Here is a 16,586-nt window from a genome sequence, read left to right on the forward strand (position 1 = left end):
ACGTTAACATTTCCTCCTATTACGGCTGCCAATGGCTTCGCTGTCAAGCACCGGGCGCTGCAGAGCGCCTGGCAAAACAAGCAAAAACCCATCGTGCAGGCTGACGCATGCTGGGGTTTAAACTGGGCTATCGACCACTACCTGCAGGGTCTGCTGCGAACACCGTTCAACCCGTGCCCTGACCCCATATACCTCGGCAAACAGCTGCGCAGTCAGTACCTGCTCTGCCGCGCCAAAAGCGACCACCGCCCCTTCGCGCAACACAGCAATATGATCGGCAAAACGGGCCGCCAGGCTGATATCGTGCAGCACGATCACCGCAATCAGCTGGTGCTGGCCAACCATCTGGCGCACGCAGTCCATTACCCGCAATTGATAGCTTAAATCCAGCGCACTGGTCGGCTCATCCAGCAGCATGACCCGGGGCTTGCGGGCAATCAGCTGCGCCAGGCTGACCAGTTGCCGCTGGCCACCGGACAGTGCGTTGAGCATGTGATCGGCCAGCGCTGCAATGCCAATGCGTTGCAAAGCCCCGTAGGCTTGCTCCAGGCAATCACCGCTATTGCCCGCCACCCGCAGTGCCGCCATCACGCTCTCGATCACACTCAAGCCCAGCCCTGGCGGCAGGTGCTGGGGCATATAGGTGACCTGCCGCGCACGCTGCGCCACGCTCATCGGCGCCAACGGCTGACCGTGCAGGGTAACTGCGCCGGTCATCGGCTCAAGGCCCGCCAGCCCGCGCAACAGGGTGGACTTGCCCGCACCGTTGGGGCCGATCAGGGCGGTCAATGTTCCCGGGCGCAGGGCCGGCAGCGACGCGTCGGCAATCACCACCTTGCGCCCGTATTTAACTTGGGCGTGCTCGATCAACAACCCTTGTTCACTCATAACTGCCTGCCCCGCTTGAATACCAGTACGACAAAAATCGGCACGCCTACCAGCGCGGTCACAATACCCACCGGTACAATCACCCCCGGCATGATGACCTTGCTTACCACCGAGGACAGCGACAGCAACAGCGCCCCCACCAGGGCACTGGCCGGGAACAGAAAGCGCTGGTCTTCACCGATCAGGATCCGCGCAATATGCGGCCCCACCAGGCCGATAAAACCGATGGTGCCGACAAACGCCACCGCCGTGGCGGACAGCAGGCTGATGCGCAGCAAGGCGAAAAAGCGCAGCCGCCGCACGTCCACACCAAAGCTCTGCGCCCGCTCCTCGCCCATGCGCAGCAAGGTCATGCGCGAAGCTGCATGCAGGGAAAACGGCGCGGTCAACCCCAGCACCAGGGCAAGAATGCCCAGTTTGTCCCAATTGGCCCGTGCGACGCTGCCCAGGCTCCAGAACACCAGTTGCTGCAACACATCTTCGGTGGCCAGCAACTGCAACAGCGCCACCAGGGCGTTGCAACTGAACACCAGGGCAATACCGAACAGCACCAGGGTCTCGACCCCAGCCCCGCGCAGCCGCGACATGCCGTGCAGCAGGAACATCGAAGCACAGGCAAATACAAAGGCTGCCAGCGCCACCAGCGAGTCGCGGCTCAACAAGGCGCTGCTCAGCGGAAATACGATCACCAGCGAAGCCCCCAACGCCGCCGCCGAAGACACGCCCAGGGTAAACGGGCTGGCCAGCGGGTTATTGAGGATGGCCTGCATTTCTGCCCCGGCCAGCGACAGCGCCGCGCCCACCAGTACCGCCATCAGCGCATAGGGCAAGCGCACATTCCAGATGATCACCCGGTCCGTGACATCCAGGGTCTGCGGATGCAGCAAACCCTGCAGCAGTTGCCCCAACCCCATGCCGGACGAGCCGGTGGACAGGTCCAGCAGCACGCTGCCCAGCAGCGCACAGCCGATCACCAGCAACAGGCACACGCGCCGCGCCAGCAGGCGCCGATAACCGTGACTGGCAGCAAGCACTGCCGGGTTGGCGATAGCGCTCATTGTTGTTCACTGATCCAGTACTGACCTGCCAGCGGCGTGTCGAGAAACTCTTGGTTGAGCTCATTGAGGGTCAACTGCGGATCAAGGTCGGTGAACTTTTGCGGGTGAACCCACTTGGCCAGGGCCTCAATGGCGAGGATGTTGTACGGCGAGTTGTAGAAGTCATGCCACAGGGCATGCACCGTGCCCTCGCGTACGGCGCGCAATTCGGCGAACTGCGGCCGTTTCAACACCTGCATCAGTGAGGTACGGGCCGTTTGTACATCGATGCCCGCACCCAGCATCACCCCGGGCTGCTGATTGCCCGAGAGGATGTACACATCAGGGTCGGCCTTGAGCGCATATTCCACACTGATATCCCCCAGTGCACCGGCACCACGCCCGCAGCGATATTGCGCCCGCCCACAAGGCGGATCAGCTCGCCCATGCCTCCCTTGCCCGTAGTGTGTCCGGGGTTGGCCCAGACCCCGGCCAGCAGTTCGAGAAACACACCGGGGCGCTGGCTGTCATCGAGCGTACCCAGGGTGCGGGTAATGCGTTCGACATGCCGGTTGTAGAAATCGACAAAGGCACTGGCCTGCGCTTCGCGGCCCAGAGCCTGGCCCAGCGCGGTCATGCTGTCACGGGTGCCTTGCAGCGGGTTGACCCGAAAATCCACAAACAACACCGCAATACCGGCCTTTTCCAGCACATCGGCCACCGGGCTGTGTTCGGTGGGGCCATGCCCGGAGATGCTGAATACCGCCAGGTCCGGCTTGAGCGCCAGGATTTGCTCGGCGCTGACGCTCTGCTCCGACGCCTGACCGATCAAGGGGATGTCCTTGACCTGGGGGAACTTCGCCACATAGGCGGCATAGGTGTTGGGGTCGAGCTTGCGCAGGTCGTTCTGCCAGCCCACGATGCGCTGGAACGGCCGGTCGCGGTCAAGCAGGGCAAAGGCCGAAATCAGCCGCCCCTCCCCCAGCACCACCCGCTGTACGGTGTCCGGCACCTTGACCACCCGGCCCAGGGCATCGGTGACGTCCCTGGCCCAGGCCGTCGATACCGCCATACCCAGAAGGACGATAAGGGCGCCCAGGCGCACACAGGCTTGATGCAAAAACAGCTTGGACACGGTAAATCTCCCGCTCAATAAAAGGCTCATACGTCGCTCCAGCGGCGCAAGAGGTTGTGGTACACGCCGCTCAGTTGCAGCAGCGACTCGTCATCCGCCTGTTGGGTGGTGAGGCGTTGAATGGCCACGTCCATGTCCAGCAACAGGCTGCGCTGACTGTCTTCGCGCACCAGGCTTTCGATCCAGAAAAACGCCGCCAGCCGCTCGCCCCGCGTCACCGGGTTGACCCGGTGCACGCTGCTGCCCGGGTACAACACCAGATGCCCTGCGGGCAGCTTGACGCTGCGTTCGCCGAAGGTGTCGCGGATCACCAGTTCACCGCCGTCATAGCTGTGCGGATCGCTCAGGAACAGGGTCGCGGACAGGTCGGTGCGCACCCGCTCACGCACCCCCTTGATGCCGCGAATGGCATTGTCGATATGAAAGCCGAACCCCTCGCCGCCGCTGTAGCGATTGAACAGCGGCGGGTAGATACGCTTGGGCAACGCGCCGGACATAAACAGCCCGTGCTCGGACAACCGCGCCAGAATGCGTTGGCCCAGGTTAACGCCGACGGCATCGTCCTCGGCCAACTGGCGGTTGATTTTCACCCGTGCCGAGCCCACGCCAGCCGTCTGCTTGCCATCCACCCACGGCCGGGCAAGCAACTGGTCGCGCATCTCGTCTACCTCATGGGCGCTGAACACCCCGGCGATTTCGATCAGCATGGCGTGCTCCGCAACCGGTTGCGGTCAGAAGTCATAGTCGATGCTCGCCGTCAGCGTGCGCCCGGCCCCCGGTACGCCATACAGCTGGAAGCCATCGAGGGAGGCACCGACGCGGCTGAAGTAGAAGGTGTTGAACAGGTTGTCGACGTTGAGGTGGACGGTGGTCTGAGGATTAACCTGGTACTGCGCGGCAAGGTAATGCACCCAGTAACCGGGGGCTTTTTCCTTGTCTTGCGTGTAGATCGCCAGCACCCCGGACGGGCCGTCGGCGTAGCTGCTGTTGTTATTCAGGCCACCGACATACTTGTTGTCGGTATAGCGCCGGCGCCCGACATAGTTGGCGCCGTAGCTCAGGCTCAAGTCGTCGGTAAAAGCGTAGGTGGTCCACAGGTTGGCCGTCAGGTCGGGGACGTTCTTGGCTTCTGCACCTTTGTTGACCCCCTTGGTCTGCTCGCTTTTAAGCGCCGAAAAACCGCTGTAGGCCGTCCATCGACTGGTCAGGTTGCCCTGCAGGCCCAGTTCCACCCCATCGACGCGCTTGGCAGGCAAGGCACGCACCGGCGACGCTTCGCCCTCGGTGTACTCCCAGGAGTTGACCAGTTCGGTGCGAAACACCGCCGCCGTGACGCTGATGCCCTTGTCCAGCAAGTCCCACTTGGTGCCCAGTTCGTAGGTCTTGGACTTGGCCGGGGTGTAGCGGCTGGTGCTGGCGGCGCCGTAGATCTGGTTGTTGGTTGAGGCACCGATGGCCGAAGGCTGGGTCGACTCACTGTACGAGGCGTAGATCGTGCCGTTGGGTTGTGGCTTGAACACGATACCGGCACGGCCGCTCCAGGCGCCCGAGGTGTCCTTGACATCGTCCTGGCCACGCTGGGTGGTCTCGGCGCTCCAGTGGTCGTAGCGCAACGAGCCCATGACCTGCCACCACGGGTTGAGGGTCAGGGTGTCGCCAAAAAACAGCCCGGCGTTGTCGATGCTTGAGCGCGGTTCGCCCACGCCCTTGGTGGTGTACTCCACGGCAAAGTCATGTTGCGGGTTGGCCATGTCGAAGAACATATTGGCCGCCGGCACCTTGGCGTTGCGCTCCAGGCCACCATAGGTTTCGTGGTACACATCCAGCCCCGCCACGGCCTTGTGGCTGATGGAGCCGGTATCGAAGGCAAAGCTCAGGTCAGTCTGGTTATCGAGGATGGTGTAGCGCTTGGACAGGCCGAAATCGCTGCCGCGCAGGATGCCATAGGCGGTACTGCCGGTGTTGCTGTAGTCGGTATAGACCTTGACCCCGTTGACCGTCGACGCCGGGCCGATGCCCACATAGCCCAAGGTGGCGCAGCGGCTGCCGGTGCAGGTTTTCGCGCCGTCGGCACTGGCGGCATTGAAGCGCGCCGGCGACAGCACCGAGAAGTTGTCGGTGCGCTGCCAGCGCAGCTGGTTGGTCAGCAGCGCGCCGTTGTCAAAGTCGTGCTCCAGGCGTCCGGTCAACGAGGTGGTTTCGGTCTGCTGGGTGTACAGGCTGGAATCGCCGTACCAATTGCTGCGTTTGACGCCAGGCATGCGCTTGCCGTCGGTGCCGCGCAAGATCGGCAGGCCGCCGTCCGGGGTGTTGTCATCCTTCTGATAGAAAAAATCGACAAAGGCCCGGGTCGGCGTCGACAGTCCCAGGGCCAGGGAGTTGGCAATGCCCCAGCGGTCGTAATCCACCTCATCACGCTCGGCCACCTGACTCTGATGCTTCATCAGGTTGACACGCAGGGCGCTGGTGTCATTCAGCTCGTGGTTGATATCGGCCGTCAGGCGTTTGTAACCGTCAGTGCCGACCCCGGCAGAGACCCGGTTGGCATCCCCCAGATGGGCCTCCTTGCTCACCAGGTTGACGCTGCCACCCACCGCCGAAATGCCCGATTCGATGGCGCCGGTGCCCTTGAACACTTCGGCTTGTTGCAGGTTGAACATGTCGTTGCGGCTGGACATGCCCGCGTCGCGCACGCCATCGACTGTCAGGCTCTGCTCGGAGGAAAAACCGCGAATGGAAAACAGGTCGCCCCAGCCCAGGTTGCCCTCCCCCGACATAAAGGTGATACCCGGCACATTGCGCAGAATGTCCTGCAGGCTCTGGGCGTTCTGCTCCTTGAGTACCTGCTGCGGCACGATGGTGATGCTTTGCGGGGCATCGAGCAGCGGGGTCATGACCTTGCGCGATGACACTTCGTCGACCTTGAACGGCGAGTCATAAGTCCCCTCGACGTTCGACGCAGGCAGGGTCAGCACGTTGTTTGCCGGCTGCGCCGCCTCGCTGGCCGGGCTGAAAACCCCCAGGGCCAGCAGACTGATAACCGGAGCCAGGGTACCGTTCAATGCACAAGGGGTATTGCGAACTACTGCCGCATCGGGTGACGATGACATCGGGCCTTCCTTAATTACAATGACTCGCATTTAGATTCGCCATTCTAAAGAGCGTCATTGCCACGGATGGCCCGACTTTGTATCGGCGCTGCACGAAAACAGCGCCCACAACATTCCATTACATTTCGTTTGGCTCCACCGCGTGAAATCCGCTATTGCTGCGAGCCCCAAGGCGTACCCGAAGCCCATGTCCAGGCAAGACCATATATTGATCGTCGATGACGACCCCGAAATCCGCCAGTTGCTGGCCGACTACCTGCGCGACGCCGGTTACCAAACCTGCACGGCCTGCGACGGCAAGGAAATGCGCCGGCGCCTGGAGCTGAACGTGATCGACCTGATCGTGCTCGACCTGATGCTGCCCGGCGAAGACGGCCTGAGCCTGTGCCGAACTCTGCGCGCCAGCTCCAATATCCCGGTGATCATGCTCACGGCACGCGCCAGCCTGATCGACCGCATCGTCGGTCTGGAAATCGGCGCCGATGACTACCTGCCCAAGCCATTCGATCCGCGTGAATTGCTGGTGCGCATCAAGGTGGTGTTGCGCCGGGCGCAGAGTTTTCCTGAGCGCGCTCGTGTCGATGAGGCACCCTTTGTCCGCTTCGACCAGTGGCGCCTCGACACCCGCGCTCGCCAGGTGCTGTCCGCCGAAGGCCTGGTGATCAGCCTGGGCAACTCCGACTACCGCGTGCTGCGCCTGCTGTTGCAGCACCCCAACCGGCCGCTGAGCCGGGACTTTTTGCTCAACCATGTGTTCGACAAGGACAGCACGCCCTTCGACCGCTCCATTGATGTGTGCGTCAGCCGCCTGCGTCAGCAACTGGCCCCCGGCCTGATCAAGACCGTGCGCAATGAAGGCTATATGCTCACTTCGGCCTGTGTGACGAGCGAATCATGACGCTGTTGCCGCGTACCCTCTACGGTCGGCTGGTGGTGATCCTGGTCACGGGCATGCTCGCCGCCCAGGTGCTGACCAGCAGCATCTGGTATGACGTGCGCCACAGTCAGGTGCTGGAAATCCCCACGCGCCTGATTGCCAGCCGCCTGGCCGATATCGTGCGGGTTGCCCGCAGCGATCCGCAGCACATCGAGCTTTTTTTGCACAACCTCAGCACCCCGACCTTCAACCTCGAACTGCGCAACGCCGCCGATATGCAGCGCAACCCTCTGCCCCTTCAGGACCAGGCCACCGAATCGCTGCTGCGCAGCCTGGTTGATGAAAAAACCGCGTCGCGCACGGCCCTGAACCTGCTTAACCTCACCCTGCTCGACAGCCAGGGGCACAAGGCCGGGGTAGATACCCTGTTCGGTTCCAGCCCGGCTGCCGGGCAATTTACCCTTGAGCTGCGCCTGGCCGACGGCCGTTGGCTGCACGTGCAAGCCACCGAGGATCAGGGCTGGACCAGCATGGCGCCGGCCGATGTGCTGCTCGATTACTTTTTGCGCATCTATCTGGTGCGCATCATCGTGGTGGCAATCATCGTGTTGCTCGCGGTACGCCTGGCCGTTCGCCCGCTCAATCAACTGGCGCAAGCCGCGCAGGCACTGGGGCAGGATATCCGCCGCCAGCCACTGTCGATTAAAGGGCCAGTGGAAGTACAGCGTGCGGCCCAGGCCTTCAACCTGATGCAGCAGCGCCTGCTGGCCAGCATGGCTGAGCGCACGCGCTTTCTGGCGGCGGTGTCCCACGATCTGCGCTCACCCATCACCCGCCTGCGTCTGCGTCTGCGCACCGAAATGCTCGACGACGAAGCACTCAAGCAGCGTTTTCGCAATGACCTGACGGACATGGAGGGGCTCGTCTCTACCACCCTGGAATTTGTCAGCAGCGGTGAAATCAACGAGCCGCGCCAGAACATCGACCTCAACGCCTTGCTGCAAAGCCTGCAGGCCGACCTGCAGGACATGGGAGCAACCATCACCCTTAACGGACGCGCCAGCCGCCCGGTGTCGGGTTATGCCCGCAGCCTGAAACGCTGCATACAGAACCTGCTGGAAAACGCCGTGCGTTATGCGTGCAATGTGCAGGTGCTGGTCGACGAACACCGCGATGGCCTGAGCATCACGGTCAGGGACAGCGGCCCGGGGATAGCCGCGCAGCAACTGACCCAGGTGCTGGAGCCGTTCTATCGGCTGGAGTCTTCGCGCAACAGCCGCAGCGGCGGCTATGGCCTGGGCTTGAGTATCGCCCACACCGTGGCAGTCGCCCACGGCGGCACATTGACCTTGAACAATCGCCCCGAGGGCGGCCTGGATGCGCTGCTTATCCTGAAAAGCCAGGCGCCCGCGATCACAGGGCAATGACCCCAGCGTGGATAGGGTATTACCCCGTCCATTTACGTTTCGTATACCATATCTTTTTTACCAGCGAACGATGACCACCGTGGCCCACCCAAAACTCAATGCTCCCGACCTGGGTAACTCACCTTCCACGTCGGAAATCATCACCCTGCATCTGCGCGACGCCATTGTCGCCGGGCATTTCGCTGAAGACGAACCGATTCGCCAGGATGATATCGCCCGCCAGTTCAATGTCAGCAAGATCCCCGTGCGCGAAGCCCTCAAGCGGCTTGAAGCGGAAGGGCTGGTGATGTTCCAGCGTAACCGCGGCGCGATGGTCACGCGGATTTCCGAGGCGGAACTGGCGCAAATGTTCGAAGTGCGCATGCTCCTTGAAGACAAGTTGCTGCGCCTGGCCATCCCCAACATGACCGCAGACACCTTTGCCCGTGCCGAACGCATCTGCCAGGAGTTTGTCGGCGAAGATGACGTGGGGCGCTGGGCCGAGCTCAACTGGGAACTGCACGCCTGTTTGTACGAGCCTGCGCAGCGGCCGTTCATGATCAGCCTGATCCGCTCGGTCAATGACAAGCTGGAGCGTTACCTGCGCATGCAGATGAGTTTGTCGGCGGGCAAGCACCGTGCCGACCACGAACACCGTGAAATCCTCGATGCCTGCCGCGCCGGCAATGTGGAGCTGGCGGTCAAGTTGCTGGACGAGCATATCGCCGGTGTGTGCAAAACCCTGTTTGAGCATTTGCCGCAAAGCCATTGATTGGCCTGCAGACGCTGCGGGCTGCCAGCCAAACCGCGTTGATGCCATCGCGGGCAAGCCCGCTCCCACCGGAATGTGCCGAATGGTGCGAGCGCAGCATGCCCTGTAGGAGCTGGCTTGCCTGCGATACTGACGCTGCGGTCTTTCAGCCAAACCGCGTTGATGCCATCGCGGGCAAGCCCGCTCCCACCGGTATGTGCCGAATGGTGCGAGCGCCGCATACCCTGTAGGAGCTGGCTTGCCTGCGATACTGACGCTGCGGTCTTTCAGCCAAACCGCGTTGATGCCATCGCGGGCAAGCCCGCTCCCACAGGAGTGGGCCTAATTGTCAGGAACAGCCCCCCAAGTGTTCCCTTGTGGGGCATTTCCTACGTCACTGCTCCCTTCTGTAACACCGCCTTCCCCAACACCCCAACGCGCAAACCCGTGACAAACCCTCTCCCGCGCTGATTACAGCTTTGCAGGAACAATCGGCACACGATTTGCTAAACAAATATCGTATACGAAATCCAAAGAACGATTTTCAACAGCACTTCAACGACTCCGAGGCTTCCATGAAAAACCCCGTACTTGCCGTAGCTCTCAGCGCTGTTCTCAGTACTTCCTTTATCGCCACGGCCCAGGCCGACAAGCTCGACGACATTATCGGTTCGGGCAAGTTGCGCTGCGCCGTGACCCTGGACTTCCCGCCGATGGGCTCGCGTGACGAAGCCAACAAGCCGGTGGGCTTCGATGTGGACTACTGCAACGACCTGGCAAAAGTGCTCGGCGTGGATGCCGAAATCGTTGAAACCCCGTTCCCCGACCGCATCCCGGCACTGGTCTCCGGGCGGGCCGATGTGATCGTGGCGTCCACTTCCGACACCCTGGAACGTGCCAAGACCGTCGGCCTGAGCATCCCTTACTTCGCCTTCCAGATGGTCGTGCTGACCCGCGACAACACCGGCATCAACAGCTTCGACGACCTCAAGGGCAAGGCATTGGGCAACACCAGCGGCACCTATGAGGCCATCGCCCTGGAGAAAGACGTGAAAAACTGGGGCAGCGGTTCGTTCCGTGCCTATCAGTCGCAGAACGACACCCTGCTGGCCGTCGCCCAGGGCCATATCGAAGCCACCGTGGTGACCAATACCGTGGCCGCAGCTACCCTTAAATCAGGCAAGTACAAAAACCTCAAGGTCGCCGGTAACGCGCCCTATGTGGTCGATTACGTGTCCCTGGGCGCCAAGCGCAACGAGTACGGCCTACTCAACTACCTCAACCTGTTCGTCAACCAGCAAGTACGCACCGGACGCTACAAGGAGCTGTGGACCAAATGGGTCGGGACCGAGATTCCACCGGCTGATCTGACCGTACCTCACGTCTACTACTGAGGTATCCAGCATGTCCGGGATAAGTGCTCTTGAAGGCCGCAGCCTGGTTGATGGCCATGCATCCGCCCCGCTGTTGTACGCCGATGTCGGCCTGAGTTTCTGGGGCGGGGTCGACCCGTTCAGTGGCGAAGTGATCGACCGCCATCACCCCCTCAGCGGCGAATGCCTGGCGGGGCGCGTGCTGGCGATCCCCAGTGGACGCGGCTCCTGCACCGGCAGCAGTGTGCTGATGGAACTGATCAGCAATGGCCATGCCCCCGCGGCGCTGGTGCTGGCTGAAGCCGACGAGATCCTGACCCTTGGCGTGCTGGTCGCTCGGACCCTGTTCCAGCGTTCCCTGCCGGTGCTGTGCATCGGCAGGGAAGCCTTTGGCCAATTGCGCGGCAACGCGTTCGCCAGGGTCGATGGCACACATCTAAGCCTCTACGACTCAGCACCTGACGACACTCCACCACCGCACAACGACACACCGGCCGCAGAAGCACATGCCTCGATCGAACTGACCGAGCACGATCGCGCACTGCTCGCCGGCAGTTACGGCAAAGCCGCCCAGGTTGCCATGCAGATCGTGTTGCGCATGGCGCAGATTCAAGGCGCCACGCAACTGGTCGACATCACCCAGGCCCATATCGACGGCTGCATCTATACCGGGCCGGCGAGTTTGCGCTTTGCGCAGCAACTGGTGGCATGGGGCGCAAAAGTTCGCGTGCCCACCACCCTCAATTCAATTTCCGTGGACCAGCGCCGCTGGCGCGAACTGGGTATCGACCCGGCACTCGGCGTGCCTGCCAGTGCCTTGGGCGATGCTTACATGGCTATGGGTGCGCAACTGAGTTTCACCTGTGCCCCTTACCTGCTCGACAGTGCGCCCAAGGCGGGCGAGCAAATTGTCTGGGCCGAATCCAACGCGGTGGTTTACGCCAACAGCGTGCTCGGCGCCCGCACACTCAAGTACCCCGACTATCTGGATATCTGCATTGCCCTCACAGGGCGTGCACCGCTGATCGGCTGCCATCTGGAGGACCAGCGCAAGGCCCGCCTGCAGATCGAACTGCCAACCCTGGGCAACCTTGATGACGCGTTTTACCCCCTGCTGGGTTATCACATCGGCGCGTTGGCCGGCAGCCGGATCCCGTTGATCCTGGGGCTCAAGCTGCAGCATCCGGACCTGGACGATCTCAAGGCATTCGGCGCGGCCTTTGCCACCACCAGCGCCGCGCCCCTGTTTCATATCGCCGGCGTCACCCCCGAAGCCCTCGACCCGGCTCAGGTCACCGACGGTCCGCTGCCGGTGATCAAGGTCAGCCTTGAAGACTTGCTGCTCAGCTGGCACGAACTCAACAGCGCCCGTGACCCGCAGGTCGACGTGGTGTCATTGGGCAACCCGCACTTTTCCCTCAGCGAGTTCGCCCGGCTGGCGCGCCTGTGCCAGGGCCGCAAGCGTCACCCAGATGTGGTGCTGGCGATCACCTGTGGCCGTGCCGTGCTGGAACAGGCCCGTGCCGCCGGGCATGTCGGGGTGCTCGAAGCCTTTGGCGCCGTGATCGTCAGTGACACCTGCTGGTGCATGCTCGGTGAGCCGGTGATTCCTCCGGCGGCCAGGAACCTGATGACCAACTCGGGCAAATACGCCCATTACGCCCCCGGCCTGGTGGGCCGCAAAGTTCACTTCGCCAGCCTCGCCGAGTGTGTGGATGCGGCGTGCAGCGCTACGGCCAGCGGGCGCTTGCCAGCGTGGCTGCAACCCGCTGCCTCACTGGAGAACGCAACCCATGTTTGACTACACCTTCCAATGGCGCTCTGCCCTGCGCGCCTTGCCGGATATGCTCGCCGGTGCCCTGGTGACCTTCGAGACCGCGGCCCTGTCGATGATCTTCGGCGTCTTGATCGCCCTGGCCCTGACGGTGATGCGCGAAAGCAAAAACCCGCTGCTGCGCGGCACCGGCAATGCCTGGGTGTCCATCGCCCGCAATACGCCCTCGCTGTTCCAGATCTATGTCCTGTACTTCGGTCTCGGTTCCCTGGGCCTGCATGTCAGTTCATGGATCGCCCTGCTGGCCGGGATCACGTTCAACAACGCCGGCTATCTGGCGGAGAACTTTCGCGGCGGCCTCAAGGCCGTGCCCGAAACCCAGATACGCGCCGCCCGCTCGCTGGGCATGAGCGCCTTCCAGACCTACCGCATGATCGTCGTCCCGCAATTGCTGCGCATCGTCTTCTATCCGCTGACCAACCAGATGGTCTGGGCGGTGCTGATGACTTCGCTGGGGGTGATCGTGGGCCTGAACAACGACCTCACCGGCGTGACCCAGGACTACAACGTCAAAACCTTCCGCACCTTCGAATACTTCGCCATTGCCGCGGTGCTGTACTACCTGATTGCCAAGGCGATCGTTGCAGTAGCCCGGCTGATGGCCTGGCGGCTGTTTCGTTACTGAGGACTAGCCCATGTTTTCCACCAGTTTTACCTGGAACGATTTTGTGTTTTTGCTGCAGGGGGCATGGGTCACCCTGCAACTGACCAGTTGGGCGATTTTGCTCGGCACCGTTGCCGGCCTGCTGTTCGGCCTGCTGCGTGCCTTGCTGCCACGGGCCAGCCTGCCGCTGGCCTGGGTACTGGATGTGTTTCGCAGCGTACCCTTGCTGATCCAGTTCGTGCTGTTCAACTCGCTCAAGAGCATCGTCGGTCTGGACATCAGCGCCTTCAGCGTCGGCTGCATCGTGCTGGGGGTCTACGCCGCCGCGTATTTCACCGAGATCGTGCGCAGCGGTGTGCTCGCAGTACCGTTCACCGTGCGCCGGGCCAGTCGCTCGCTGGGCCTGAGCTACCTGCAGGACCTGCGCTACATCGTGTTGCCCATCGCCATGCGCGTGGCCTTCCCCGGCTGGCTCAACCTGGTGCTCAGCGTGATGAAAGACACCGCGCTGGTGATGTGGATCGGCATCGTCGAACTGCTGCGCGCCTCGCAAACCATCGTCACCCGCATCCAGGAACCAATGCTGGTGCTGTGCATTGCGGGCCTTATCTATTACGTCATGAGCCTGGTGGTTGCGCGCCTTGGTGCTCGCCTGGAAAAAAGGTGGCAAGAAAATGATTGAGATCGACAACGTCTACAAATCCTTCGGCGACCTCGAAGTGGTCAAAGGCGTCAGCCTGACTGTGAACAAGGGCGAAGTGGTTTCAATCATCGGCGGCTCCGGCTCCGGCAAGTCGACCCTGCTGATGTGCATCAACGGCCTGGAACCGATCCAGAAAGGCCACATCCGCGTCGACGGCATCGAAGTCCATGACCGCGCCACTAACCTCAACCACCTGCGGCAGAAAATCGGCATTGTGTTCCAGCAATGGAACGCCTTCCCCCATCTCACCGTGCTCGAAAACGTGATGCTGGCACCGCGCAAGGTACTGGGTAAAAGCAAAGCCGAAGCCGAGGCGCTGGCAGTGCAGCAACTGACCCATGTGGGCCTGGGCGACAAGCTCAAGACCTTCCCCGGCAAATTGTCCGGCGGCCAGCAACAGCGCATGGCCATTGCCCGCGCCCTGGCCATGTCCCCCGACTACATGCTGTTCGACGAGGCCACCTCGGCCCTCGACCCGCAACTGGTGGGTGAGGTACTGGACACCATGCGCATGCTCGCCGAAGACGGCATGACCATGGTCCTGGTAACCCATGAAATCCGCTTCGCGCGGGATGTTTCCGACCGCGTGGCGTTCTTTCGCAACGGCCTGGTGCACGAAATCGGCTCCCCCGATCAAGTCATCGGCAACCCTGTGCACGCGGAAACCGCGGCCTTTCTCAAGTCGGTCAAATAGGAGCAGAGCATGCGTTCATCGAAAATCATCCATGTGGTCAGTTGTCACGCCGAGGGCGAGGTCGGTGACGTGATTGTCGGCGGCGTGGCACCGCCACCGGGTGCCACGGTGTGGGAGCAGTCGCGCTGGATTGCCCGGGATGAAACCCTGCGCAACTTCGTACTCAACGAGCCTCGCGGCGGCGTGTTCCGCCACGTCAACCTGCTGGTGCCGGCCAAAGACCCGCGGGCGCAAATGGCCTGGATCATCATGGAGCCGGCCGATACCCCGCCCATGTCGGGGTCCAATTCGATGTGCGTGTCCACGGTGTTGCTCGACAGCGGCATTTTGCCGATGACCGAGCCGCAAACCCGACTGGTGCTCGAAGCCCCCGGCGGCCTGATCGAGGCGGTGGCCGACTGCCGCGACGGCAAGGTGCAACGGGTCGAGATCAAGAACGTGCCGTCCTTTGCTGACCGCCTGGATGCCTGGATTGAAGTCGAAGGCCTGGGCTCGCTCAAGGTTGACACGGCCTATGGCGGTGACAGCTTCGTGCTCGCCGATGCCAGGGAACTGGGCTTTTCGATCAGCCCGGATGAAGCCAAAGATATCGTTGAAATCGGCCTGAAAATCACCCGTGCCGCCAACGAACAGTTGGGTTTTGTCCACCCGCTGAACCCGGACTGGTCGCATATCTCCTTTTGCCAGATCGCCGCACCCGTGCAATACGAGAATGGCGTGGCCAGTGGTGCCAACGCGGTGGTGATCCGCCCGGGCAAGATCGACCGCTCGCCCTGCGGCACCGGCTGCTCGGCGCGCATGGCGGTGTTGCAGGCCAAGGGCGTGCTCAAGGTGGGCGAGCGCTTTATCGGCCGCTCGATCATTGGCTCGGAATTTCATTGCCGTATTGACTCCATGACCGAAGTGGCCGGGCGCACGGCCATTTACCCGTGCATCGCCGGGCGGGCCTGGATCACCGGTACCCACCAGTTGCTGCTGGACCCGAGCGATCCGTGGCCCCAGGGCTATCGCCTGTCGGATACCTGGCCGGGAGCGTAACCCCGCCCACAACAACCCGCCCTGTGGGAGCGGGCTTGCTCGCGATGCAGACGACACGGTCTGGCAGGCACACCACAGCGATGCAATCGCGAGCAAGCCCGCTCCCACAAGGGCAAAAATACACCCCTACAAACGTATACGAAATACGATTAATACAGCCGGAGGCAATAAACAATGAGCAAGCGCATCAACTGGAGTGGCGTCTTCCCTGCGGTGACCACTCAATTCAACGATGACTTCAGCATCAACCTGGACAAGACCCACCAGGTGATTTCCAACGTGATCCGCGACGGTGTGTCCGGCCTGGTGGTGTGCGGTTCGGTGGGGGAAAACACCTCGCTGAGCGCCGAAGAGAAAATTGCCGTGACCGAAGTCGCGGTGGACGCCTCCCGCGGCCGGGTCCCGGTGATTTGCGGCGTGGCCGAATTCACCAGCGTGCAGGCGGCCAAGGTGGCCAATGCGGTACGCAAGGTCGGCGTGGATGGCGTGATGCTGATGCCCGCGCTGGTGTATGGCTCCAAACCCTTCGAGACCGCCGAGCACTATCGCTATGTGGCGAAAAATGCCGATGTACCGTTGATGGTCTACAACAACCCGCCGATCTACAAAAACGACGTCACCCCCGACATCCTTATTTCCCTGGCTGACTGCGACAACGTGGTGTGTTTCAAGGATTCATCGGGCGATACCCGGCGCTTTATCGATATCCGCAATCAAGTGGGCGAGCGCTTTGTGCTGTTTGCCGGGCTCGACGACGTGGTTCTCGAAAGCCTCGCCGTGGGCGCCGAAGGCTGGGTCTCGGGGATGTCCAACGTATTCCCCAAGGAGGGCGAAACCATCTTCCGCCTGGCCAAGGCCGGACGCTTTGCCGAAGCCATGCCGATCTATGAGTGGCTGATGCCGATCCTGCATCTGGACGCCCGTGCCGACCTGGTGCAGTGCATCAAGCTGTGCGAAGCCATTGCCGGTCGCGGCAGCGCCCTGACCCGCCCGCCGCGCCTGGCCCTGCCCCGCGAGGATCGTGAATTTGTCGAGCAGATCATGGCCAGGGCCCTGGCCAACCGCCCGCACTTGCCTGATGTCGGTCTTTGACTGATAGCCGGGGCGGGCCGACGAGTGCCCGCCCTGCCCCCTGT

Annotated in this window: 14 protein-coding genes and 1 pseudogene; 10 read left to right on the forward strand and 5 right to left on the reverse strand. The window is 62.2% G+C overall.

Features of this window, described 5'->3' with window-relative positions:
- Window positions 1-117 precede the first annotated feature (117 nt).
- From BLU25_RS03860 to BLU25_RS03880, 5 genes and pseudogenes are all read right to left on the reverse strand, one after another.
- Complete coding sequence (locus tag BLU25_RS03860) at window positions 118-888, reverse strand: ABC transporter ATP-binding protein (RefSeq protein ID WP_016781067.1); 771 nt, start codon at window positions 886-888, stop codon at window positions 118-120.
- Window positions 885-1,946, reverse strand: a complete 1,062-nt coding sequence (locus tag BLU25_RS03865; RefSeq protein WP_016781068.1) for a FecCD family ABC transporter permease — start codon at window positions 1,944-1,946, stop codon at window positions 885-887. The genes BLU25_RS03860 and BLU25_RS03865 overlap by 4 nt, the downstream gene beginning before the upstream one ends.
- Window positions 1,943-2,997 (reverse strand): annotated as a pseudogene (locus BLU25_RS03870) (ABC transporter substrate-binding protein). Before BLU25_RS03870 ends, BLU25_RS03865 begins: the two are co-directional and overlap by 4 nt.
- 89 nt (window positions 2,998-3,086) lie before the next feature.
- On the reverse strand, window positions 3,087-3,767 hold the full coding sequence (locus tag BLU25_RS03875) for a Fe2+-dependent dioxygenase (RefSeq protein ID WP_016781069.1): 681 nt from the start codon (window positions 3,765-3,767) through the stop codon (window positions 3,087-3,089).
- Between the two features lie 24 nt (window positions 3,768-3,791).
- Entirely contained in the window at window positions 3,792-6,170 is a 2,379-nt protein-coding gene (locus BLU25_RS03880) for a TonB-dependent receptor (RefSeq protein WP_016781070.1), read from the reverse strand.
- A gap of 187 nt (window positions 6,171-6,357) precedes the next feature.
- Between BLU25_RS03880 and BLU25_RS03885 the strand changes: the two genes are divergently transcribed.
- From BLU25_RS03885 to BLU25_RS03930, 10 genes are all read left to right on the forward strand, one after another.
- Window positions 6,358-7,068 (forward strand): response regulator, encoded by a 711-nt coding sequence (locus BLU25_RS03885; RefSeq protein WP_016781071.1) that lies wholly within the window; start codon window positions 6,358-6,360, stop codon window positions 7,066-7,068.
- On the forward strand, window positions 7,065-8,474 hold the full coding sequence (locus BLU25_RS03890; RefSeq protein ID WP_083369527.1) for an ATP-binding protein: 1,410 nt from the start codon (window positions 7,065-7,067) through the stop codon (window positions 8,472-8,474). Before BLU25_RS03885 ends, BLU25_RS03890 begins: the two co-directional genes overlap by 4 nt.
- A 70-nt stretch (window positions 8,475-8,544) precedes the next feature.
- Window positions 8,545-9,225 carry a GntR family transcriptional regulator gene (locus BLU25_RS03895; protein ID WP_083369528.1) on the forward strand — a complete coding sequence of 227 codons (681 nt, stop codon included), beginning with the start codon at window positions 8,545-8,547 and terminating at the stop codon, window positions 9,223-9,225.
- Between the two features lie 554 nt (window positions 9,226-9,779).
- Window positions 9,780-10,598, forward strand: a complete 819-nt coding sequence (locus tag BLU25_RS03900) for an ABC transporter substrate-binding protein (protein ID WP_016781074.1) — start codon at window positions 9,780-9,782, stop codon at window positions 10,596-10,598.
- Between the two features lie 10 nt (window positions 10,599-10,608).
- On the forward strand, window positions 10,609-12,378 hold the full coding sequence (gene lhpI / locus BLU25_RS03905) for a cis-3-hydroxy-L-proline dehydratase (RefSeq protein WP_016781075.1): 1,770 nt from the start codon (window positions 10,609-10,611) through the stop codon (window positions 12,376-12,378).
- Entirely contained in the window at window positions 12,371-13,036 is a 666-nt protein-coding gene (locus tag BLU25_RS03910) for an amino acid ABC transporter permease (protein ID WP_016781076.1), read from the forward strand. The genes lhpI and BLU25_RS03910 overlap by 8 nt, the downstream gene beginning before the upstream one ends.
- A 10-nt stretch (window positions 13,037-13,046) precedes the next feature.
- On the forward strand, window positions 13,047-13,697 hold the full coding sequence (locus BLU25_RS03915) for an amino acid ABC transporter permease (protein ID WP_016781077.1): 651 nt from the start codon (window positions 13,047-13,049) through the stop codon (window positions 13,695-13,697).
- A complete protein-coding gene (locus tag BLU25_RS03920) occupies window positions 13,690-14,412 on the forward strand; it encodes an amino acid ABC transporter ATP-binding protein (RefSeq protein ID WP_016781078.1) in 723 nt (240 codons plus the stop codon). The genes BLU25_RS03915 and BLU25_RS03920 overlap by 8 nt, the downstream gene beginning before the upstream one ends.
- 9 nt (window positions 14,413-14,421) lie before the next feature.
- Entirely contained in the window at window positions 14,422-15,450 is a 1,029-nt protein-coding gene (locus tag BLU25_RS03925; RefSeq protein ID WP_016781079.1) for a trans-3-hydroxy-L-proline dehydratase, read from the forward strand.
- Window positions 15,451-15,624: 174 nt separating this feature from the next.
- On the forward strand, window positions 15,625-16,542 hold the full coding sequence (locus BLU25_RS03930) for a dihydrodipicolinate synthase family protein (protein WP_016781080.1): 918 nt from the start codon (window positions 15,625-15,627) through the stop codon (window positions 16,540-16,542).
- The last annotated feature ends 44 nt before the right edge of the window (window positions 16,543-16,586 follow it).

It is taken from the genome of Pseudomonas fragi (assembly GCF_900105835.1).
Lineage (GTDB): Bacteria > Pseudomonadota > Gammaproteobacteria > Pseudomonadales > Pseudomonadaceae > Aquipseudomonas > Aquipseudomonas fragi.